Origin of the sequence: Thermococcus sp. P6, assembly GCF_002214525.1 — an archaeon.
Classification (GTDB): domain Archaea; phylum Methanobacteriota_B; class Thermococci; order Thermococcales; family Thermococcaceae; genus Thermococcus.
The window spans coordinates 1,074,242-1,089,129 of sequence record NZ_CP015104.1; the positions used below are offsets into that span (position 1 = coordinate 1,074,242).

The window sequence follows — 14,888 nt, forward strand, 5'->3', positions numbered from 1 at the left end:
GGAAAGCTTAAATCCTTTGAGCTCCAGAAGTTACGGGGGTTGTCATGCAGGAGTGGTACCAATCCCGGGCGCTCTACGATGCGGTTCTTAAGCTCCTGAACTCCGGAAGGCTGGAGGAAGCCACGGAGATGGCCGGCGGGATACCGGATAGGATGATCAGGTCCAAGGCCCTCTCCCGGATAGCGGTTGAGACCGCACGAAGGGGCCTGCCCTACGGGGAAGCCCTCGACAGGGCCATCGAAGCGGCGCGGGAAATAGGAAACCCTGAGGAGAGCACGAAAGCCCTGATGAGCCTTGCCTTTGAATTCCTGAACATGGGGAAGGTCGAGGACGCCCTCCGGATCTCGGAGCACATCACCGACCTTTCCAGCAGGTCGAAGGTGGAGGCCGAGGTTGCGCTCGCACTCGCAAAGGGGGGAGACGTCTCAAGGGCCATGAAGATCATCAACTCGATCCTCGATGAGGACGTTAAAACGTGGGCTATGTCGAGACTGGCGAACCAGTTTTAGCTTTACCTGTCCATTTTTCCCGGAGTTTGGGGAGATTTCAACACGAATCCAGCCAAAAGGCTTTTTTACGCCCCGCCCCCTTCTGCCGGGGGTGAAGGGAATGAACGGCGGAGAGATAATAGGACTCGTGGGAATGCTCCTTCTCGTGAGCTCGTGGGTTCCCCAGACGTGGGAGACGATAAGGACGAGGAAGTGCCCGCTCAACACGGGCTTCGTGTTGATCTACGTCACGGCTTCAACCCTGCTCACAGTTTATTCTTACCTGATAGGTGACCCGATATTCCTTGTCCTGAACTTCCTCGCGGCCTTCCAGAGTGCGGTGAACCTCGCGGTAAAAATAATGGAGAAAAAAGCCTGAGCTCACCTCCTCTCGTAGAGGCCGATGAGTTCACCCTGCTGGATCACGTGGCCCCTCATGGCCCTCTCCAGTTCCTCCCTGCTCGAACCGGGTTTAAGGTCAAGGGTGGTATCGAGGGCGTAGACCCTGAAATGGTAGTGGTGTACCCCGTGCCCCCTCGGCGGACATGGCCCGCCGTAGCCTATCCTTCCGAAGTCGTTGCGCCCCTGAACGAGTCGTATGGGGGCTTCAACTTCCGGTTGGGCTGGCAGACCCTCTGGTATCTCCCCGAGCGGTGGGATGTTCCACGCTATCCAGTGGGTGAAGGTTCCCGCCGGGGCGTCGGGATCGTCCACTATTATCACCAGACTTCTGGCACCCGGATCTATGTGCCCGATGAAGATGGGCGGGTTAACGTCGTCGCCGTCGCAGGTAAACTCCACGGGTATGTAATCCCCATTGTGAAACACCGAACCAACCTCAAGGTCCATACCAACCCCTCCTTCTGGCCTTTCCATGGAGGTGCATCCCGTTGATAGCATTCCAAAAACCAAAAGGAACACCACCGCGAGTTCCCTCATGTTGGTATGTTCCTTTTCAAACGTAAAAACTTTTCGGGGTTAAAACCCCACCAAGGTTTATTAACTTCAAACACAAGGTGGAGATGGTGCTGACCATGGAGCTGAAGGGAAAGGTCGCCCTCGTTACGGGGGCCGGAAGGGGAATAGGACGGGCCATAGCCATCGCCCTCGCCCGGAAGGGTGCGAACGTTGGCGTGAACTACGCCCACCGCTTGGAAGAGGCGAAGGAAGTGGTTGAGCTGTGCCGTTCCTATGGTGTGGATGCCATCGCCCTGAAGGCCGACGTGAGGGACCGCGGTGAAGTGAGGGAGATGGTCGAGCGGATGATCGACCGCTTCGGAAGGATAGACGTCCTCGTGAACAACGCGGGGATCCTCGGGAAGGCCATGAAGCCGATGGAGGTGAGCGATGAGGAGTGGGACGAGGTCCTCGGCGTCAACCTCAAGGGGGCCTTCATCGTCACGCAGGAGGTTCTAAGGTACATGAAAAAGGGCAAGATCGTCAACATAGCCTCGATAGCCGGAAAGGACGGCGGAACGGTCGGGCCGCACTACGCCGCATCGAAGGGCGGACTGATAGCCCTCACCTTCAACCTCGCGAGGCACCTCGCCCCGGACGTGCTGGTCAACGCGGTTGCCCCGGGTCCCGTGGATACATCCCTCATAAGCCCGGAGGTAAAGGAGAGGCTCCGCTCGCTCTCGCTGACGGGAGAAATAGCCAGACCCGAGGATATAGCCCATGCCGTGATCTTCCTCCTTGAAAACGACCACGTCACCGGGGAAGTGGTGGACGTCAACGGCGGCAGGCTGATGGACTGAGCCCGATCGGAAGGGTTTTTAACCCGTTTTCCAATCGATGGACATGAAGGTGATCTGGGAGAGGGAGATTCCGGCGGAGGATATAGTGGTTTCGCCGAGGCCCGTCTGGAAGTGCCGTTCCTGTCCCATGTACGGCAGGAGACCGAGCTGTCCTCCCCACGCTCCGGACTGGAGGGAGGCGAGGGAGTGGGTGCGCCACTTCAGAAGGGCCCTTCTGGTGAAGTTCGGTGTGGACATGGACCGCTTTGAAAGGGACAAGCGGGAGGCCATCCTCTACCTCCTGAAAAAGGAGGCCGAGTTCTTCAGGGAGGGGAAGATGTACGCCACCGCACTGTTTCCCGGGAGCTGTAACCTCTGCGACGACTGTCCCTTCGAGAGGGGCGAAGCCTGCAGGATGCCCGAAAAGGTCAGACCGAGCATAGACGCCGTGGGGATTGAGATCGGGAGGCTGGTGAAGATAGACTTCTCGGAAAGCGTTCTTTACGGGATGGTGCTGATAGAATGAGCCCTTCCGGATTCGGGGGAGAGGGAGCGATTGCCTACGTAACTGAGAGATGAGGGGATGAAATAGAAAGGGGTCAGCTGAGCATTCCCTCGAGCTCCTCGACGAACTTAATGCTCCTCCTGAGGTCAGCGAAGTAGTCCCTGGCCCTTTCCACGTGCTCCCTGCGTATTTTTCCACCTCCGGCGAGCACGCTTGCCGGGCCCAGAAGCTGTACGGCGTAGCGCAGGCTCGTCTTCTCCCCGAGGTCAGCCAGATACTCCACGGCCTCCTCGTCCACCTCGATCTTCTCCTCCCGGGCACGGATTTTAACGATCTCCCTGATCTCGTCCCTGTTGTAGGGGGCGGTGTTGATTATGAGCAGTCTGTCGAGCATGTCTATGGGTATGCCGTGCGGTGCCTCGATTTCGGTGCCCCTTATCTTCGTTTTCCCCCTGTTGGTGGCGAGGATGAGGATGGGCGCCAGATCGCTCTCCATGGCCCTCGCGAGGAAGGAGAAGGCCTCTATGTCGAGCATATGACACTCGTCGATGAAGAGAACCCCCGGAACGAGGCTGGCCTTTCCTTCCTCAACCCACTTCTTGACGGTTTCATCAACCCTCCGCCTTATCTCGTCGTCTATCTCCATGCCCGTGCTGAAGAGCATGCCGATTATGTTACCGCGGGCGTTGGCGACGTCCAGATCGTGAAGCGTAACCGTGTAGGTGAACTCCTTTATCTTGAGGACCGTACCGCCGGGAAGGTTCACCCTGCGTTTCAGGAAGAGGCCCTCCTCCTCTCTGGTCGTTCCGATCTTGGAGATCCTGCCGGTTTCTGCGTCTATCTGTATGACGTCGCCCTCTTCAACGCCCATCTCGAGGAGCTGGTAGGCTATCTCCCTCCCGGCCCGGATCGTTTTCTCGTCGTCCTTCGTGCGCAGCGTTATGACCACATCCTGCGGGACCTCGGCGTAGGGGTTGAGGGGGTGCTTGGCCCTGTTTATCCTGATCTCCTTCACCTCGCCCTCGTAGACCTTTCTCTCCTCGCTTATCCTAACACCAATCGCGCGTCTCAGGGCCTCCTTGAGGAACTCCGTCTTCTTGACCTCCGTTGAGTAGATCTCGCTCCCGGCTATCTGGACGAAGGGAACGTCCTCGCCGAGCTCCCTCGCTATTCCCATGGCTATGGCCGTCTTACCGCTGCCCGTCGGGCCGACGAGGAGGATTCCCTTTCCGGCGAGCTTGCCCCTCTTGATCAGCTCGACCGCTATCCCCGCGGCCTCCCTTGCCTTCGTCTGCCCGACCATTCCATCGGCTATGAAGCGCGCCCTTCCCTTATCATCCAGTCCAAGGCCCCTTATGTGCGAATGCATGCCGACTCTCTCGAACCTCCTCGGTGCCACCTCCTCTATCACGGGCATGGCTTCACCTCCTTTCGACTTAATGTTTCCGGAGGTTACTAAAGGCTGGGGCTTAAAAATTTGACGCTCAAAGGACGTTGAGGTACTTGTGGACCTGAAAGCTCAGACCAACGTTCTTCCGGCCGAGGATCAGCGCCGCCTCGCGGTACATGTCCATGAGCTCCCCCTGACTCATCTCCATGGGTTCCTTCGGCTGTATCACGAGGGGGGCGAGGCCCTTCAAAAGTTCCGCGTACCAGCGGACGTTCTCGACCCTCGTCCGCGGGGTCACCACGAGCTTGGCGTAAACCTTAGCTCCGGCCCTCTTCAGTATCCTGATGCTCTCGACCTCCCTCAGAACGAGGCCCCTCCAGTCGGGCGTTGCCCGGGCGCTCTCGTCCTTTACGTCAACGCTCGCGTAGTCAGTGAGCTCAGCAACCTCCCCAACAAACTCTGGAAGTCCCCCGTGGGTTTCGAGGAAGTTGTCGAAGCCGAGCTCCTTCATCTCGCCCATGAGGGCCTTCAGGGGCCCGATCTGGAGGGTGGGTTCTCCGCCCGTGTAGCTTATGGAGTGAACGTCCCCAGTGTCGAGGTTCAGGACGGATTCCACAACCTCTTCGAGCGAGGCCGGGTTCCGCCTATACTCGAACCTGCCCGTGAAGGGCTCGACCTCCCGCCTCCACCGGGAAACCCGCGACGCGTCGATGTACTCCCGGGAATCGCACCAGAGGCAGTTAAGATCACAGCCCGCAAACCTGACGAAGATCTGCCTCCTGCCGAAGGCCGAACCTTCAACGCTTCCCCCCTCACCCTGCCAGCTGTTGAAGACCTCGGCCATGATCAGCCTCATACCGACACCTCACAGTTCCTCAACGTCAACGCCCCGGACCCTTTCGCTCACGTACCCCTCGAGTATCTCGACCCTTACCTCCCTCTCCTCCCCCCTAAGGCTCGCCATGAGCCTCACGGCGTTCGAGTAGTCCCAGAGCCTTCTCCGGGCTTCGTCCGTAACCCTCTCGGCCATCACTATTATCTCCCTCTCCCCGGGCCTCTGGCTCACGAACTCCACGACCTTCCTCGCGTCCTCCTCCGTAAAAGTTCCCCTCTTCTTGAAAAGCACTCCCTCACCCCCGGGGGGACTAAACGTACTTAATCAACAGCTTAACGGCCCTCTCGAAGTCCTCCCTTTCATCTCCCTCAAGAATGCCGTCGAGGTAGGCCAGGTTGGGCAGGTTGAGGATTATGTAGGCAGTGTTCCTCTCGAGACCGAGGTCGTAGGCCTCGTAGTAGACCATCTCCTCCCCGAGCTCCTCGTTGAGAAGGTCCACGAGACGGGCGATGTCCTCCACCCCGAGATCGTCCCTCCCCTTCATCTCATCGAAGTGGCGTTCCATAACCTCCAGCGTCTCAGGGTCAAGATCGAGCGTCCCCCTGAGCCGGGAGAACTCGCCCACTCGAAAAACTTTCACACCCTCTCTGTCCCGGACACCGACGTAATCCCAGAGGATTATCCCCTCCACCGGGTTGTGGCCGTATTTAACCGCCAGACGGGAGAAGATCTCCATTGCCTCGCCCACATCGTCGATGAACTCCTCCTCGTCCCTGAAGCGAATTACCTTGCTCACGGTTCCAGCCATGTTTCGCACCAACCATAGGTCGGCCAAAACGTTATAAGGTTTTATGCGTAAAGGGACTGCCCGAGGAGTTCCGGGTTGCGATGACCTCGGGACCCCCAGGGGGGCGACAGTCCGAACGGCCCCCCGCTTTCTATCGTCCTGATGGTTTTAAAGGGAGAAGTTCAAACCTGTGAACTTAGGGGTCCTTACATTTTTCGGGCAAAGGTTTATAAAACGTCCCCTGAAAGAGGTTTCCAGTCGTGAAAGAGGGTTAGCTTAAGGGGTGATGCTCATGGGAAGGACTACCAAGGTTGGTTCCGCGGGAAGATACGGCCCGAGGTACGGTCTCAAGATCAGAAGAAGGGTGGCGGCCGTCGAGGCCAGGATGAAGCAGAAGCACGTCTGTCCGGTCTGCGGAAGGAAGGCCGTTAGGAGGATAAGCACTGGCATATGGCAGTGCCAGAAGTGCGGTGCCACCTTCGCCGGTGGAGCCTACCTCCCGACGACTCCGGCCGGCAGGGTAGCCAAGCGCGTCATGGCCTCCAAGGTCTGATGCCCTTTTTCATCCGGGTGATGGGCATGGTGCTGGCCGTTTACCGCTGTGCAAAGTGCGGGAAGGAAGTCGAGCTCGACCTCGAGACCGCAAGGGAAGTTCGCTGCCCCTACTGCGGCAGCAGGATACTCTACAAGCCCCGGCCCCGGGTGGCCCGGCGCGTAAAGGCCATCTGATTCTTTCGTTATCCATACAGCCTGAAGGTTTTGAGTGAGGACTATGATGCTGATAACCACCTCCCACAGGCCTACGAGGCGGACGAGGAGCTTCGGACACGATCTTGAGAGGGTCTTTCCGGGTTCCCTCTACCTGACCCGGGGTAAGAAGACCCTGCAGGATCTGCTCATGGAGGCCTACGACAGGAACTACGAGAGGCTTCTGATAATCAACGTCTGGAAGGGCAACCCCCTGAAGATGACCTTCATCAGGGTCGATCCGGAGGACTGGGGTTACCTCGGCTACCTCTACCTCCACGGGATAAAGCTCCAGCGGGAGATCGGTTTCAGGAACCTCAGGCCCATACGCGAGGAGATGCCCTTCGTGGTAACCACGGCAAAGAGGGTCGGGGTGGATCATATGGCCTTCGCCCGGGCCTTTGCTGAGCTGACCGGCGGGAAGTTCGTTCCCCGGGGGAAGGGGAGCATCGAGACGATAGCCGGGAAGAACAACACCGACGTCGTGGGGGTCGTGGAGAACTACCCGAGGGGCATGGCCGTCAACTTCTACCGCCTCGACGTAACGAGGGAAAGGGCCGTTGGTCCCCTCGTTCTCGTCAAGATATGGATAATGGAGGACGGAAGAAGATGGGACTACAAGGAAGCCCTTCCCCGGAGGAGTGGCCGATCGAAGGCCTGATAGAGCTCTCTTTTCCCGATGAGGAGACCGCGAGAATAGTTTACGAGAGCGTTCTTTACGAGCACGATTCCGTCCCCTACAGGAGGAGCAGGGTGGAGTTCCTCCGGGAGGGGAGGAGGATAATCCTTAGGTTCACTGCCAGGGACAACTCAGCTTTGAGGGGAACGCTCAACTCCTACCTCAGATGGATCGCCGTGGCGGTTAACTCCATTGAGCTGTAATGCTTCCCAAACTTTCTTAAACCTGCGGGCTTATTCTAACCGGACATTGAAGGGGAGGTGTTGGTTATGCAGAACGTTCCACCTCAGGTTCAGGCCATGCTCGGCCAGCTTGAAGGTTACCAGCAGCAGCTTCAGCTCGTCATCCAGCAGAAGCAGAAGGTCCAGCTCGAGCTTAACGAGGCAAAGAAGGCCCTTGAAGAGCTCGAGAAGATCGATGAGGGAAGCACGGTGTACAAAACCGTGGGGACCCTCATGGTGAAGACGGACAGGAATAGGGCAATCGAGGAGCTCAGGGAGAACATAGAGACCCTCGAGGTTCGTTTCAACGCCCTTGAGAGGCAGGAGAAGAAGCTCAACGAGAGGCTCAAGGAGCTCACGGCGAAGGTACAGTCCGCCCTCAGACCCGCGGCGGGTTGATCCTTTACCTTTTTGGGGTGAGAGGAATGGCGGAAAGGCAGGGAAGGAGGGGCGTGGTCAACATAGGTCTGCCCGAGCTCAGCGAGGAGGAGATCGTGGAGGTGGGCGAGCTCGCACAGGAAACCGTAATCGGGCACGTTTTCAGCGTCCTCAGGGGGAGTGAGGTTAAGGACATAGAGGTCACGACGAGGATAAACCGCGGGGAAACCCTTGATCTTGAGGTTGAGGTTTACCTTGAGGTTCCGGTTTTCGTCAGGATCGATGTGGAGAGGCTCGTTAACGAGGCCCTCGAGAGGGCTTACGATGCCGTTGAGAGGAGATTAAGGGAGATCGCCGATGAAAGGAAAGATAAAGCTTAAGCGCTTCCTCGAGAAATCGAGGGACAGGTCCTTTCTTCTGCTCTGTCATCACAACGCCGATCCCGATTCACTCGGCTCGGCCATAGCCTTTGCCATCTACCTCAAATCCATCGGCGTGGAGAGGGTGAGGATAGGGATACCCCAGAGCGTGTCCTCCTACGCCCGGAGGATGCTAACCCTTTCGCCCGTTCCGGTCGAAAAAAACCCCCGGGTTCTGGAGGAAGTTATCATAGTTTTTGATACCTCGTCCCCGGAACAGCTCGAGCCGATTGAAATTCCTGATGATAGGGTGCTCATCGTCATAGATCACCACATGGAGAAGGAGGGACCCATCAGGGCCGACATAACCGTCGTCGATTCCTCCCGGACCTCCACCGCTGAGGTTGTATGGGAGCTCTTCAAGTACTTCCGTTTTGCCGATGAGAACGCCGTTAGGGCACTTCTGGCCGGAATCGTTACGGATACCGCGAACTTCCGATTTGCAAACGCCCGGACGTTTAGGGCCGTGAGCGAGATGCTCGATCTTTTCCCGATTGGGATGGGGGAGATCCTCCAGCTCGTTGCTCCTGCAAGCGGGGAAAACGTTGAGCACTCGAAACGTGCGGCCGTCCTCAAGGCCTGCCAGAGGATGGAGCTGAGGAAGTTCAGGGGGTATCTGATAGCCGTTTCAAGGGTTTCCGCCTACGAATCCCTCGCCTGCAAGGTCTTCATCCAGCTCGGGGCGGATGTGGCCGTGGTTGGTAGCGAGAAGGGAGGCGTTAGAATCTCCGCAAGGGCCCGGGAAAGCCTCGTCAGGAAGGGCCTTCACCTCGGCAGGATAATGGAGAAGGTCGGACCGCTGATAGATGGCTCGGGGGGAGGGCACGCCGGGGCGGCCGGGGCGAACGGCAGATCCAACCTCGACGGGGCGATAAAGCTGATCCTGAAGGAGATAGAGAGGGCCCTGAGTGAACTGGGATAAACGTTTAAAACGACCGCCGCGTAGTGGGGTGGGGTGATGAAGTTGGCCAGATGCCCGCTCTGTGGGGCGCCCCTTGACTGGGCCGGGCTCATCGAGCAGATGCTCACCATGGAGAACGCCCGTGAGGTCTTCAGCGACGGTGAGAAGTTCATGAAAGCCTTCGAAGAGTTCGTCTTTAAGTGTCCCAGCTGCGGTGAGGAGTTCTACGGAAGGAACCTCCCGGCAAAGGAAGCTGAGAAGGTCTTCTCCCTTCTCAACGAGTTCAGGGGCTCGATAGACTGGGAGAGGGGAAAGGTTCGCCTCAGGCTCAACAACCTGCTCGCCCTCGACACGATGCTCGAACGGTGGGATGAAAGGGTGAAGGGTTAGCCTTCCCCGGTCGGTGGTTTCCGTGGAAGTTGAAGGTTACATCTCCCGGGGCGATTACAGGGGTGCCCTGAAGGGGGCCCTTGAGATCGAAAACCCGTTAAAAAGGCTCGTTGCCCTTGCGAAGATCCTGTCGGCCTTCCCCCGGGAGGAGGTTCTCTCAAAAATGCTCGACACGATCGAGCCCTTGAGAAGTGCCCCGGAAAGGGCGCTCGCGTACGCCATTCTGGGAAGGGCGCTCTACACCCTCGACAGGGATCACGATGCCGGGATTTACTTTGAGGAGGCCATCGAGCTGGCCGGATCGATAGGCTCCGCGAGGTTGAGGGGCGAGGTTCTGGCCGGGATAGCGAGGAACCTCGTTCTATCTGACAGGTACAGCGAGGCCCTCGAGCTTTTCGGGAAGGCCATCGAGTTGTTGCAGACGTCGAGGGCCTACTCCGCATCGGTGTCATCCCTCATAACGGTGGCGAGGCTCGTGGAGAAGAGCGCCGATGAAATACCCAACGGGATGGCCATCGACTTTTACAGACTCGCAAGGGACGTTTACTCCTCCCTCCGCTTCACACTTCAGGCCAGACACCTTGAGGAGAAGATGGAGCTCGTAAGGGACGTTTTGAAGAGGGGAAAGAACGTAGTTGAGGAACTCCTCGAGAGGGGCGAGGTTGAGCGGGCCGTTGAGATGATGCGCTTTCTCCCGCTGGAGGAGAGGGCCATCTCGATGCTCGAGCTTTCCTACTGGCTCTTCCTCCACGGTAACCTGCAGCTCGGGAGGAGGACCTTCGAGGATGCCCTTGAGATAATGCTGGTGGGCAAGTTCAAACCGGGGGATGGGGAGCTCAGGGGTATCGGGGAGAGGTTCCTCCGCATAGGCTTCCTCAGGGAGCCCATGATAATAGCCGGCCTTATAAGGGATGAGGGAACGGCCTCGGAGCTGCTCGGTGAGATAGCCCTTTCCTACGCCCGCAGGGGTGAGATGTCCAGAGCCCTGTCCATAGCCGAGGCGATAGGGGACGAAAGCGTTAAGAAGCGCCTTCTGAAAGTTCTGGAGGGTGAAGAAGGTGTGGGACACGAGCAAGGATTACCGTCTGCTGGTGGCGGAGAAGGCGGTGGAACTGTTCCTGAAGACGATCGAGGGGGCTAAGTTCAAGGGCAAGTGGGACAAGAAGCGGGCCACCCAGCTCGCCAGGGAGATGATACCCGAGATACAGGCAATGCGTTACTCCTACCTCGAGCCTCAGGAACTCGTGGATACCCCCCAGATGCGGGCCCTGAAGGAGAAGGCCGAAGGCATAATCGAGGCCCTCGGAGGGGAGGACTGGTACCACAAATTCCTCAGTCTGGCCCGGGGGAACGAGCGCGAGAAGGTCGAGGAAGCGGTAGCTAAGATAAGGTTCTTCCTGAACACCATCCTGAACCTCGACGATCGCCTGAAGCTCGGGAAGATAAACGATCCCGTCATAGCCGTGGACATAAAGGCCGGCGAGGTAATGAGCGTTGGAAGGCATCCGAACGCGGACAGGCTTCTGATAACGAACGTTAACATCGGTGAGAGGGCCGTAACCGTGGTTACCAACGATCTGAGCGTTAAGGAAGGCGACCGCGTCGCCGTGGCCCTGCTTCCTCCCGCGAACTTCCGGGGGGTTGTCAGCGAGGGGATGTTCCTCGGGGCCGGTGAGGGCGTTCTGAAAAACGTTAAGGGGGAAGTCGGGGGACTTCCAAGGGGGGTTCCCATCGAGGCCTTTAAAGAGACGCGGAATCTGGTGGAGGCCTTCCTTCAGGGCTGAATCAGACGCATCTCCGGGCCCTTTCCCTGTCCTCCTTTGAGAGCCTCCAGCCCATCGCACCGGCGTTTTCCTCAACGTGTTCCTTTCTTCCCGCCTTTGGAATGGCCACGACGTTGTCGTTCCATATGAGGTAGTTAAGGGCAACCTGAGCCGCGCTCTTTCCGTAGTTCCTCCCGATCCCGGCGAGGCATTCGTTCATCGCGAGGGAGCCCTTCTCCAGCGGGGTGTAGGCTATGAGGGCAATCCCATCCCGCTTCATGTAGTCGAGGAGCCCGCTGTCTTCGGGCCAGCGGTCTTTCAGGGAGTACTTAACCTCGTTGGCGACTATCTCGTACCTCCTCATGGCCTCCTGACTTCTCTTCAGGAGCTCCAGATCGAAGTTGCTAACGCCCACGTACCTTATGAGTCCTTCATCCACCAGATCTTCGAGGGCGTGGAGCGTCGCCTCAATCTTTCCAAAGTCATCCACCGGCCAGTGGAGGAGGTACAGGTCTATGTACGTTCCAAGGCGTCTGGCACTGGCCCTTGCCGCTTTCTTCGCCTCCTCGTATCCGAAGTGGGTCGGCCAGACCTTGCTGATGATGAAGATGTCCTCCCGGGGGAACCCTTTGATGGCCATGCCGACGAGTTCCTCGCTGTGGCCCGCACCGTAGAACTCGGCCGTGTCTATGAGGTTTATCCCGAGCTCGAGGCCGTGGCGGAGGACCTCAACGCTCTCCCCGTCTCTCGAGTGATCGGCGGTCTCCCTTCCTCCGATGCCCCATGTGCCCATCCCTATGGAGGTTACCCTGTCATCGCCTATAACCTTCATATCCTTCATCTTCATCACCGGTAAAAGAGTTGTCAAAGAAGAATATAAACATGTCGAGATGAAAGGAGAAAGCGCTCAGGCCCCGAACTTTACGCTCCTGTTCATGAGGTCCATCATTATCGGAACGATGTCGTGCCCCCTGATCCTTCCGAGGCCCCCGCGCATGCACTCGCGCTCGCCGAAGCCCTCCGTGTGGTCCCTCCTAACGCCACCTCCTGCCATCAGGAGCGGCACGGGATCCCCGCTGTGGTTCTTGACCTCACAGGGCGTTGAATGATCGCCGGTTATGGCTATGACGGTTTCCTCAAGGTTAACGTGGTCGACTATGTAACCTATCATCCTGTCGGCTTTCTCTATCATCTCCACCTTCCTCTCCGGATTGCCGTCGTGACCGGCCGCGTCGGTCGGTTTGAAGTGGAGGAACACGAAGTCGTAATCCCTGAGGAGCTCGACGGCCTTCCTCGCTTTCGCCATGGCGTCGGTATCGTACTCGCCCGTCGCACCCTCCGGGGTGTAAACGTCGAACCCTATGGCCCTCGCAACGCCCCTGACGAGGGAAACGGCCACAATCGCGGCGGCTTTTACCCCCCACTGTTCGGTGAATTTCATCGGGACGTCGGGATGGGTCCCGGCTCCCCTCACGAGGAGGTAGTTCGCAACGGGCCTGCCGGCCTTTCTGCGCTCCCGGTTTATCGGATGCCCATCGAGGACCTCGTGGCTTTTCCTCACGAATTCCTCCAGTATACCGGCGACCTTCCTGCTCTCCTCGTCCTCCCAAGTGAATTCGTGGGGCGGTTTACCCGCTTCGTGGGGGTCGTTCCCCCCAACGCGGTAGCCCCTTGCAAGCCCCCTGAGGACCAGCACGGCCCTGTGGCCCGTGGCCCCCGCGAAGATGAAATCAACCGGGAGCTTTACCTTTTCCTGAACCGCCTTGGCGAGCTCGTGGGCCTCCGCAGTGCTTATTCTCCCGGCCCTTCTGTCCGTTACGATGCCATTTTCGAGGGTGGCGAAGTTCACCCTGAAGGCCAGATCGTCCTCGTTGAGATCCAGCCCGATGCCGAGAGCCTCGAGGAAGCCCCTGCCACGGTAAACCCTGTAGGGATCGTAGCCGAAGATGCTTAGATGGGCCGTGTCGCTTCCCGCCGGCTGACCGGGTTTTATCGGGTCCTGCTGGCCGAGGATCCCGGACCTCGCAAGGCTGTCCATGTTCGGCGTTTCCGCGTACTCAAGGGGGGTCTTTCCGCCAAGTTCCCTGACCGGTCTGTCCCCGAGACCATCGAGGATCACGAGAAGTCCCTTCCTCTTCTCCATGCGTATCACCCGGAGTGGGTAGCTGTCGGGGGTTAAAAGGTTTGCCGGCTGATCCTGAGAGGGAGGGGGACTTCAAAAAGCTTTTAACCCTTCCCCGGTTCTCCCACTGGAGGTGAGGAGATGAAGGTCCTCTGGGCACCGTGGCGCATAGAGTACATACGCTCACCGAAGCACGATGGATGCATATTCTGCGACTTCCCGAAGGAGAACAGGGACAGGGAGAGGCTCATCCTTTACCGCGGAAGTTATGCCTTCGTGATAATGAACAACTACCCCTACAACCCGGGCCACGTCATGATCGCCCCCTACAGGCACGCTGGAAGGTGGGAGGATCTTACGAAGGAGGAGCTCCTCGAGATAATGGAACTGTCCCAGCTCATGATAAGGGCCATCAAAAAGACCATGAACCCCGACGGCTTTAACATGGGCGTGAACCTCGGGAGGGTCGCCGGCGCTGGAATAGACGACCACGTTCACCTCCACATAGTGCCGAGGTGGAACGGGGATACCAACTTCATGCCCGTCGTGGCGGACACTAAGGTCATCCCGGAATCGCTCGATGAAGCGTACGAAGAGCTCAAAAAAGCGATAGATGAGATCGTCGGGGCTTCTAAAACCTGACGTGAAGGAGCCTAAGCCTTCGGTTTTGAACCCGCTAAGGCTTTCCATTTCTCCCTCGTCCTCTTCCAGCAGCCCGGCGGCATTAACTCCCCTTCGGGGCAGTAACCGAGCTGGACGCACCTCGGCCCGAGCTTCGCCCACCCTATAATCGGCCTCAGCTCCTCGTTTTTTGCGATCTCCTCGAGCATCTTCCACGCCACTTCCCTTATCTCCCACTGGGCCCTCTCGCAGGCCCTGAGGCCGAGGAAGTGCTTCAATTCCCTCAGATTCATCGTGACGACGATTTTTGTGCGCACCGCCTGAGGAAGGATGAAGCGCGCGTCCTCCTGATGAACTCCCTTCCCGCAACTCTCCTCGTAGAGCTCCATGGCTTCCCTCATAAGACGCTTCCACTTCTCATACAGCTCCGGATGGTCTTTTACGGCCCCGGGGATGACGAAGGTCTCTTCAACGTCCATCGGATTGAGTTTGATGTACCTCTGGCTCTGCTGGGTGTAGCTCGCCAGCCTGTGCCTCACGAGCTGATGGCTGCAAACCCTTGAGCAGCCCTCTATCGAGAACGTCAGAACGGCGTGCTCGAGTATGCTTTCATGCCCGTAACCAAGAACCCTCGGCAGGTGGTTTTCCACATCGCTCATAGTTGTCCTCTCAAAGGCCTCGCTCTCCCATTCGTCCCAGTAGCTTATCAGAGCTGCCCATGTGACGGTTTCCATTGGTTTTTTTGTATAGTTGACAAGCCTGACCCTGATCTTCCCCCTTATAGATGCCACCCGGGAGTAAAGAGGAGAGGAGTTTATTAGCTTATCGATAAGGTGCCCCGTTGGATAATTCTACTGGGAATAAAAATTGGAAATATGCTCAACACGGCAGGTTAAAGAGGGAACG

Annotated in this window: 23 protein-coding genes; 15 read left to right on the top strand and 8 right to left on the bottom strand. The window is 58.0% G+C overall.

The genetic code is table 11. The annotated features are described in order from the left end of the window. Nucleotides 1-44 precede the first annotated feature (44 nt). Nucleotides 45-509: a hypothetical protein gene (locus tag A3L12_RS05790; protein WP_088882739.1), complete on the top strand. Its 465-nt coding sequence runs from the start codon at nucleotides 45-47 to the stop codon at nucleotides 507-509. 100 nt (nucleotides 510-609) lie between these two features. After that, entirely contained in the window at nucleotides 610-867 is a 258-nt protein-coding gene (locus A3L12_RS05795; RefSeq protein ID WP_088882740.1) for a lipid-A-disaccharide synthase N-terminal domain-containing protein, read from the top strand. 2 nt (nucleotides 868-869) lie between these two features. On the opposite strand, the gene A3L12_RS05800 is transcribed toward A3L12_RS05795, so the two are convergent. Then, the gene (locus A3L12_RS05800) at nucleotides 870-1,337 is read right to left on the bottom strand and encodes a YbhB/YbcL family Raf kinase inhibitor-like protein (protein WP_088882741.1); all 468 of its coding nucleotides are present in this window, start codon (nucleotides 1,335-1,337) and stop codon (nucleotides 870-872) included. A 185-nt stretch (nucleotides 1,338-1,522) separates the two neighbouring features. Between A3L12_RS05800 and A3L12_RS05805 the strand changes: the two genes are divergently transcribed. Further along, nucleotides 1,523-2,245, top strand: a complete 723-nt coding sequence (locus tag A3L12_RS05805) for an SDR family NAD(P)-dependent oxidoreductase (RefSeq protein WP_088883231.1) — start codon at nucleotides 1,523-1,525, stop codon at nucleotides 2,243-2,245. A gap of 43 nt (nucleotides 2,246-2,288) precedes the next feature. Next, nucleotides 2,289-2,750 (top strand): DUF2284 domain-containing protein, encoded by a 462-nt coding sequence (locus tag A3L12_RS05810; protein ID WP_088882742.1) that lies wholly within the window; start codon nucleotides 2,289-2,291, stop codon nucleotides 2,748-2,750. Nucleotides 2,751-2,823: 73 nt separating this feature from the next. Here the strand turns inward: A3L12_RS05810 and A3L12_RS05815 are convergent, their stop codons facing one another. From A3L12_RS05815 to A3L12_RS05830, 4 genes are all read right to left on the bottom strand, one after another. Beyond that, entirely contained in the window at nucleotides 2,824-4,146 is a 1,323-nt protein-coding gene (locus tag A3L12_RS05815) for a RuvB-like helicase (RefSeq protein ID WP_088882743.1), read from the bottom strand. A 67-nt stretch (nucleotides 4,147-4,213) separates the two neighbouring features. Continuing rightward, nucleotides 4,214-4,975, bottom strand: coding sequence for a 7-carboxy-7-deazaguanine synthase QueE (locus A3L12_RS05820; RefSeq protein ID WP_088882744.1), 762 nt, complete (start codon nucleotides 4,973-4,975; stop codon nucleotides 4,214-4,216). A gap of 9 nt (nucleotides 4,976-4,984) precedes the next feature. After that, nucleotides 4,985-5,245 (bottom strand): hypothetical protein, encoded by a 261-nt coding sequence (locus A3L12_RS05825; protein WP_088882745.1) that lies wholly within the window; start codon nucleotides 5,243-5,245, stop codon nucleotides 4,985-4,987. Nucleotides 5,246-5,264: 19 nt separating this feature from the next. Continuing rightward, nucleotides 5,265-5,762, bottom strand: a complete 498-nt coding sequence (locus A3L12_RS05830; RefSeq protein WP_088882746.1) for a hypothetical protein — start codon at nucleotides 5,760-5,762, stop codon at nucleotides 5,265-5,267. Between the two features lie 271 nt (nucleotides 5,763-6,033). Here A3L12_RS05830 and A3L12_RS05835 point away from each other — a divergent pair, with 271 nt between their 5' ends. The 10 genes from A3L12_RS05835 (at nucleotide 6,034) to A3L12_RS05880 (ending at nucleotide 11,260) form a co-directional block, all read left to right on the top strand. Further along, entirely contained in the window at nucleotides 6,034-6,294 is a 261-nt protein-coding gene (locus A3L12_RS05835; RefSeq protein ID WP_088882747.1) for a 50S ribosomal protein L37ae, read from the top strand. Between the two features lie 26 nt (nucleotides 6,295-6,320). Further along, nucleotides 6,321-6,470: a DNA-directed RNA polymerase subunit P gene (locus A3L12_RS05840; protein ID WP_088882748.1), complete on the top strand. Its 150-nt coding sequence runs from the start codon at nucleotides 6,321-6,323 to the stop codon at nucleotides 6,468-6,470. A 43-nt stretch (nucleotides 6,471-6,513) separates the two neighbouring features. Continuing rightward, nucleotides 6,514-7,149: a ribosomal biogenesis protein gene (locus tag A3L12_RS05845; RefSeq protein WP_088882749.1), complete on the top strand. Its 636-nt coding sequence runs from the start codon at nucleotides 6,514-6,516 to the stop codon at nucleotides 7,147-7,149. After that, the gene (locus A3L12_RS05850) at nucleotides 7,098-7,370 is read left to right on the top strand and encodes a KEOPS complex subunit Pcc1 (protein WP_088882750.1); all 273 of its coding nucleotides are present in this window, start codon (nucleotides 7,098-7,100) and stop codon (nucleotides 7,368-7,370) included. Before A3L12_RS05845 ends, A3L12_RS05850 begins: the two co-directional genes overlap by 52 nt. 66 nt (nucleotides 7,371-7,436) lie before the next feature. Continuing rightward, complete coding sequence (locus tag A3L12_RS05855; RefSeq protein ID WP_088882751.1) at nucleotides 7,437-7,787, top strand: prefoldin subunit beta; 351 nt, start codon at nucleotides 7,437-7,439, stop codon at nucleotides 7,785-7,787. A 26-nt stretch (nucleotides 7,788-7,813) separates the two neighbouring features. Next, the gene (locus A3L12_RS05860; RefSeq protein ID WP_088882752.1) at nucleotides 7,814-8,146 is read left to right on the top strand and encodes a DUF3194 domain-containing protein; all 333 of its coding nucleotides are present in this window, start codon (nucleotides 7,814-7,816) and stop codon (nucleotides 8,144-8,146) included. Further along, the gene (locus tag A3L12_RS05865) at nucleotides 8,124-9,107 is read left to right on the top strand and encodes a bifunctional oligoribonuclease/PAP phosphatase NrnA (protein WP_088882753.1); all 984 of its coding nucleotides are present in this window, start codon (nucleotides 8,124-8,126) and stop codon (nucleotides 9,105-9,107) included. The genes A3L12_RS05860 and A3L12_RS05865 overlap by 23 nt, the downstream gene beginning before the upstream one ends. A gap of 42 nt (nucleotides 9,108-9,149) precedes the next feature. Next, nucleotides 9,150-9,476, top strand: a complete 327-nt coding sequence (locus A3L12_RS05870; RefSeq protein ID WP_088883232.1) for a hypothetical protein — start codon at nucleotides 9,150-9,152, stop codon at nucleotides 9,474-9,476. A 22-nt stretch (nucleotides 9,477-9,498) separates the two neighbouring features. Further along, nucleotides 9,499-10,617: a tetratricopeptide repeat protein gene (locus A3L12_RS05875; RefSeq protein WP_232462876.1), complete on the top strand. Its 1,119-nt coding sequence runs from the start codon at nucleotides 9,499-9,501 to the stop codon at nucleotides 10,615-10,617. Beyond that, nucleotides 10,535-11,260: a tRNA-binding protein gene (locus A3L12_RS05880; RefSeq protein ID WP_088882755.1), complete on the top strand. Its 726-nt coding sequence runs from the start codon at nucleotides 10,535-10,537 to the stop codon at nucleotides 11,258-11,260. The genes A3L12_RS05875 and A3L12_RS05880 overlap by 83 nt, the downstream gene beginning before the upstream one ends. A gap of 1 nt (nucleotide 11,261) precedes the next feature. Here the strand turns inward: A3L12_RS05880 and A3L12_RS05885 are convergent, their stop codons facing one another. After that, the gene (locus A3L12_RS05885) at nucleotides 11,262-12,080 is read right to left on the bottom strand and encodes an aldo/keto reductase (protein WP_088882756.1); all 819 of its coding nucleotides are present in this window, start codon (nucleotides 12,078-12,080) and stop codon (nucleotides 11,262-11,264) included. Between the two features lie 66 nt (nucleotides 12,081-12,146). Continuing rightward, a complete protein-coding gene (locus A3L12_RS05890; RefSeq protein WP_088882757.1) occupies nucleotides 12,147-13,382 on the bottom strand; it encodes a 2,3-bisphosphoglycerate-independent phosphoglycerate mutase in 1,236 nt (411 codons plus the stop codon). Nucleotides 13,383-13,502: 120 nt separating this feature from the next. Here A3L12_RS05890 and A3L12_RS05895 point away from each other — a divergent pair, with 120 nt between their 5' ends. Continuing rightward, on the top strand, nucleotides 13,503-14,003 hold the full coding sequence (locus tag A3L12_RS05895; protein WP_088882758.1) for an HIT domain-containing protein: 501 nt from the start codon (nucleotides 13,503-13,505) through the stop codon (nucleotides 14,001-14,003). 11 nt (nucleotides 14,004-14,014) lie between these two features. Here the strand turns inward: A3L12_RS05895 and thyX are convergent, their stop codons facing one another. After that, nucleotides 14,015-14,764: an FAD-dependent thymidylate synthase gene (thyX, locus tag A3L12_RS05900; RefSeq protein WP_088883233.1), complete on the bottom strand. Its 750-nt coding sequence runs from the start codon at nucleotides 14,762-14,764 to the stop codon at nucleotides 14,015-14,017. Nucleotides 14,765-14,888: the final 124 nt, after the last annotated feature.

What these genes read in the sequence shown, in the direction of transcription:
- A3L12_RS05790 (WP_088882739.1), top strand. Translation starts at nt 45, where the DNA reads ATGCAGGAGTGGTACCAATCCCGGGCGCTCTACGATGCGGTTCTTAAG.
- A3L12_RS05795 (WP_088882740.1), top strand. Translation starts at nt 610, where the DNA reads ATGAACGGCGGAGAGATAATAGGACTCGTGGGAATGCTCCTTCTCGTG.
- A3L12_RS05800 (WP_088882741.1), bottom strand. Translation starts at nt 1,337, where the DNA reads ATGGACCTTGAGGTTGGTTCGGTGTTTCACAATGGGGATTACATACCC.
- A3L12_RS05805 (WP_088883231.1), top strand. Translation starts at nt 1,523, where the DNA reads ATGGAGCTGAAGGGAAAGGTCGCCCTCGTTACGGGGGCCGGAAGGGGA.
- A3L12_RS05810 (WP_088882742.1), top strand. Translation starts at nt 2,289, where the DNA reads ATGAAGGTGATCTGGGAGAGGGAGATTCCGGCGGAGGATATAGTGGTT.
- A3L12_RS05815 (WP_088882743.1), bottom strand. Translation starts at nt 4,146, where the DNA reads ATGCCCGTGATAGAGGAGGTGGCACCGAGGAGGTTCGAGAGAGTCGGC.
- A3L12_RS05820 (WP_088882744.1), bottom strand. Translation starts at nt 4,975, where the DNA reads ATGAGGCTGATCATGGCCGAGGTCTTCAACAGCTGGCAGGGTGAGGGG.
- A3L12_RS05830 (WP_088882746.1), bottom strand. Translation starts at nt 5,762, where the DNA reads ATGGCTGGAACCGTGAGCAAGGTAATTCGCTTCAGGGACGAGGAGGAG.
- A3L12_RS05835 (WP_088882747.1), top strand. Translation starts at nt 6,034, where the DNA reads ATGGGAAGGACTACCAAGGTTGGTTCCGCGGGAAGATACGGCCCGAGG.
- A3L12_RS05840 (WP_088882748.1), top strand. Translation starts at nt 6,321, where the DNA reads ATGGTGCTGGCCGTTTACCGCTGTGCAAAGTGCGGGAAGGAAGTCGAG.
- A3L12_RS05845 (WP_088882749.1), top strand. Translation starts at nt 6,514, where the DNA reads ATGATGCTGATAACCACCTCCCACAGGCCTACGAGGCGGACGAGGAGC.
- A3L12_RS05850 (WP_088882750.1), top strand. Translation starts at nt 7,098, where the DNA reads ATGGGACTACAAGGAAGCCCTTCCCCGGAGGAGTGGCCGATCGAAGGC.
- A3L12_RS05855 (WP_088882751.1), top strand. Translation starts at nt 7,437, where the DNA reads ATGCAGAACGTTCCACCTCAGGTTCAGGCCATGCTCGGCCAGCTTGAA.
- A3L12_RS05860 (WP_088882752.1), top strand. Translation starts at nt 7,814, where the DNA reads ATGGCGGAAAGGCAGGGAAGGAGGGGCGTGGTCAACATAGGTCTGCCC.
- A3L12_RS05865 (WP_088882753.1), top strand. Translation starts at nt 8,124, where the DNA reads ATGAAAGGAAAGATAAAGCTTAAGCGCTTCCTCGAGAAATCGAGGGAC.
- A3L12_RS05885 (WP_088882756.1), bottom strand. Translation starts at nt 12,080, where the DNA reads ATGAAGGATATGAAGGTTATAGGCGATGACAGGGTAACCTCCATAGGG.
- A3L12_RS05890 (WP_088882757.1), bottom strand. Translation starts at nt 13,382, where the DNA reads ATGGAGAAGAGGAAGGGACTTCTCGTGATCCTCGATGGTCTCGGGGAC.
- A3L12_RS05895 (WP_088882758.1), top strand. Translation starts at nt 13,503, where the DNA reads ATGAAGGTCCTCTGGGCACCGTGGCGCATAGAGTACATACGCTCACCG.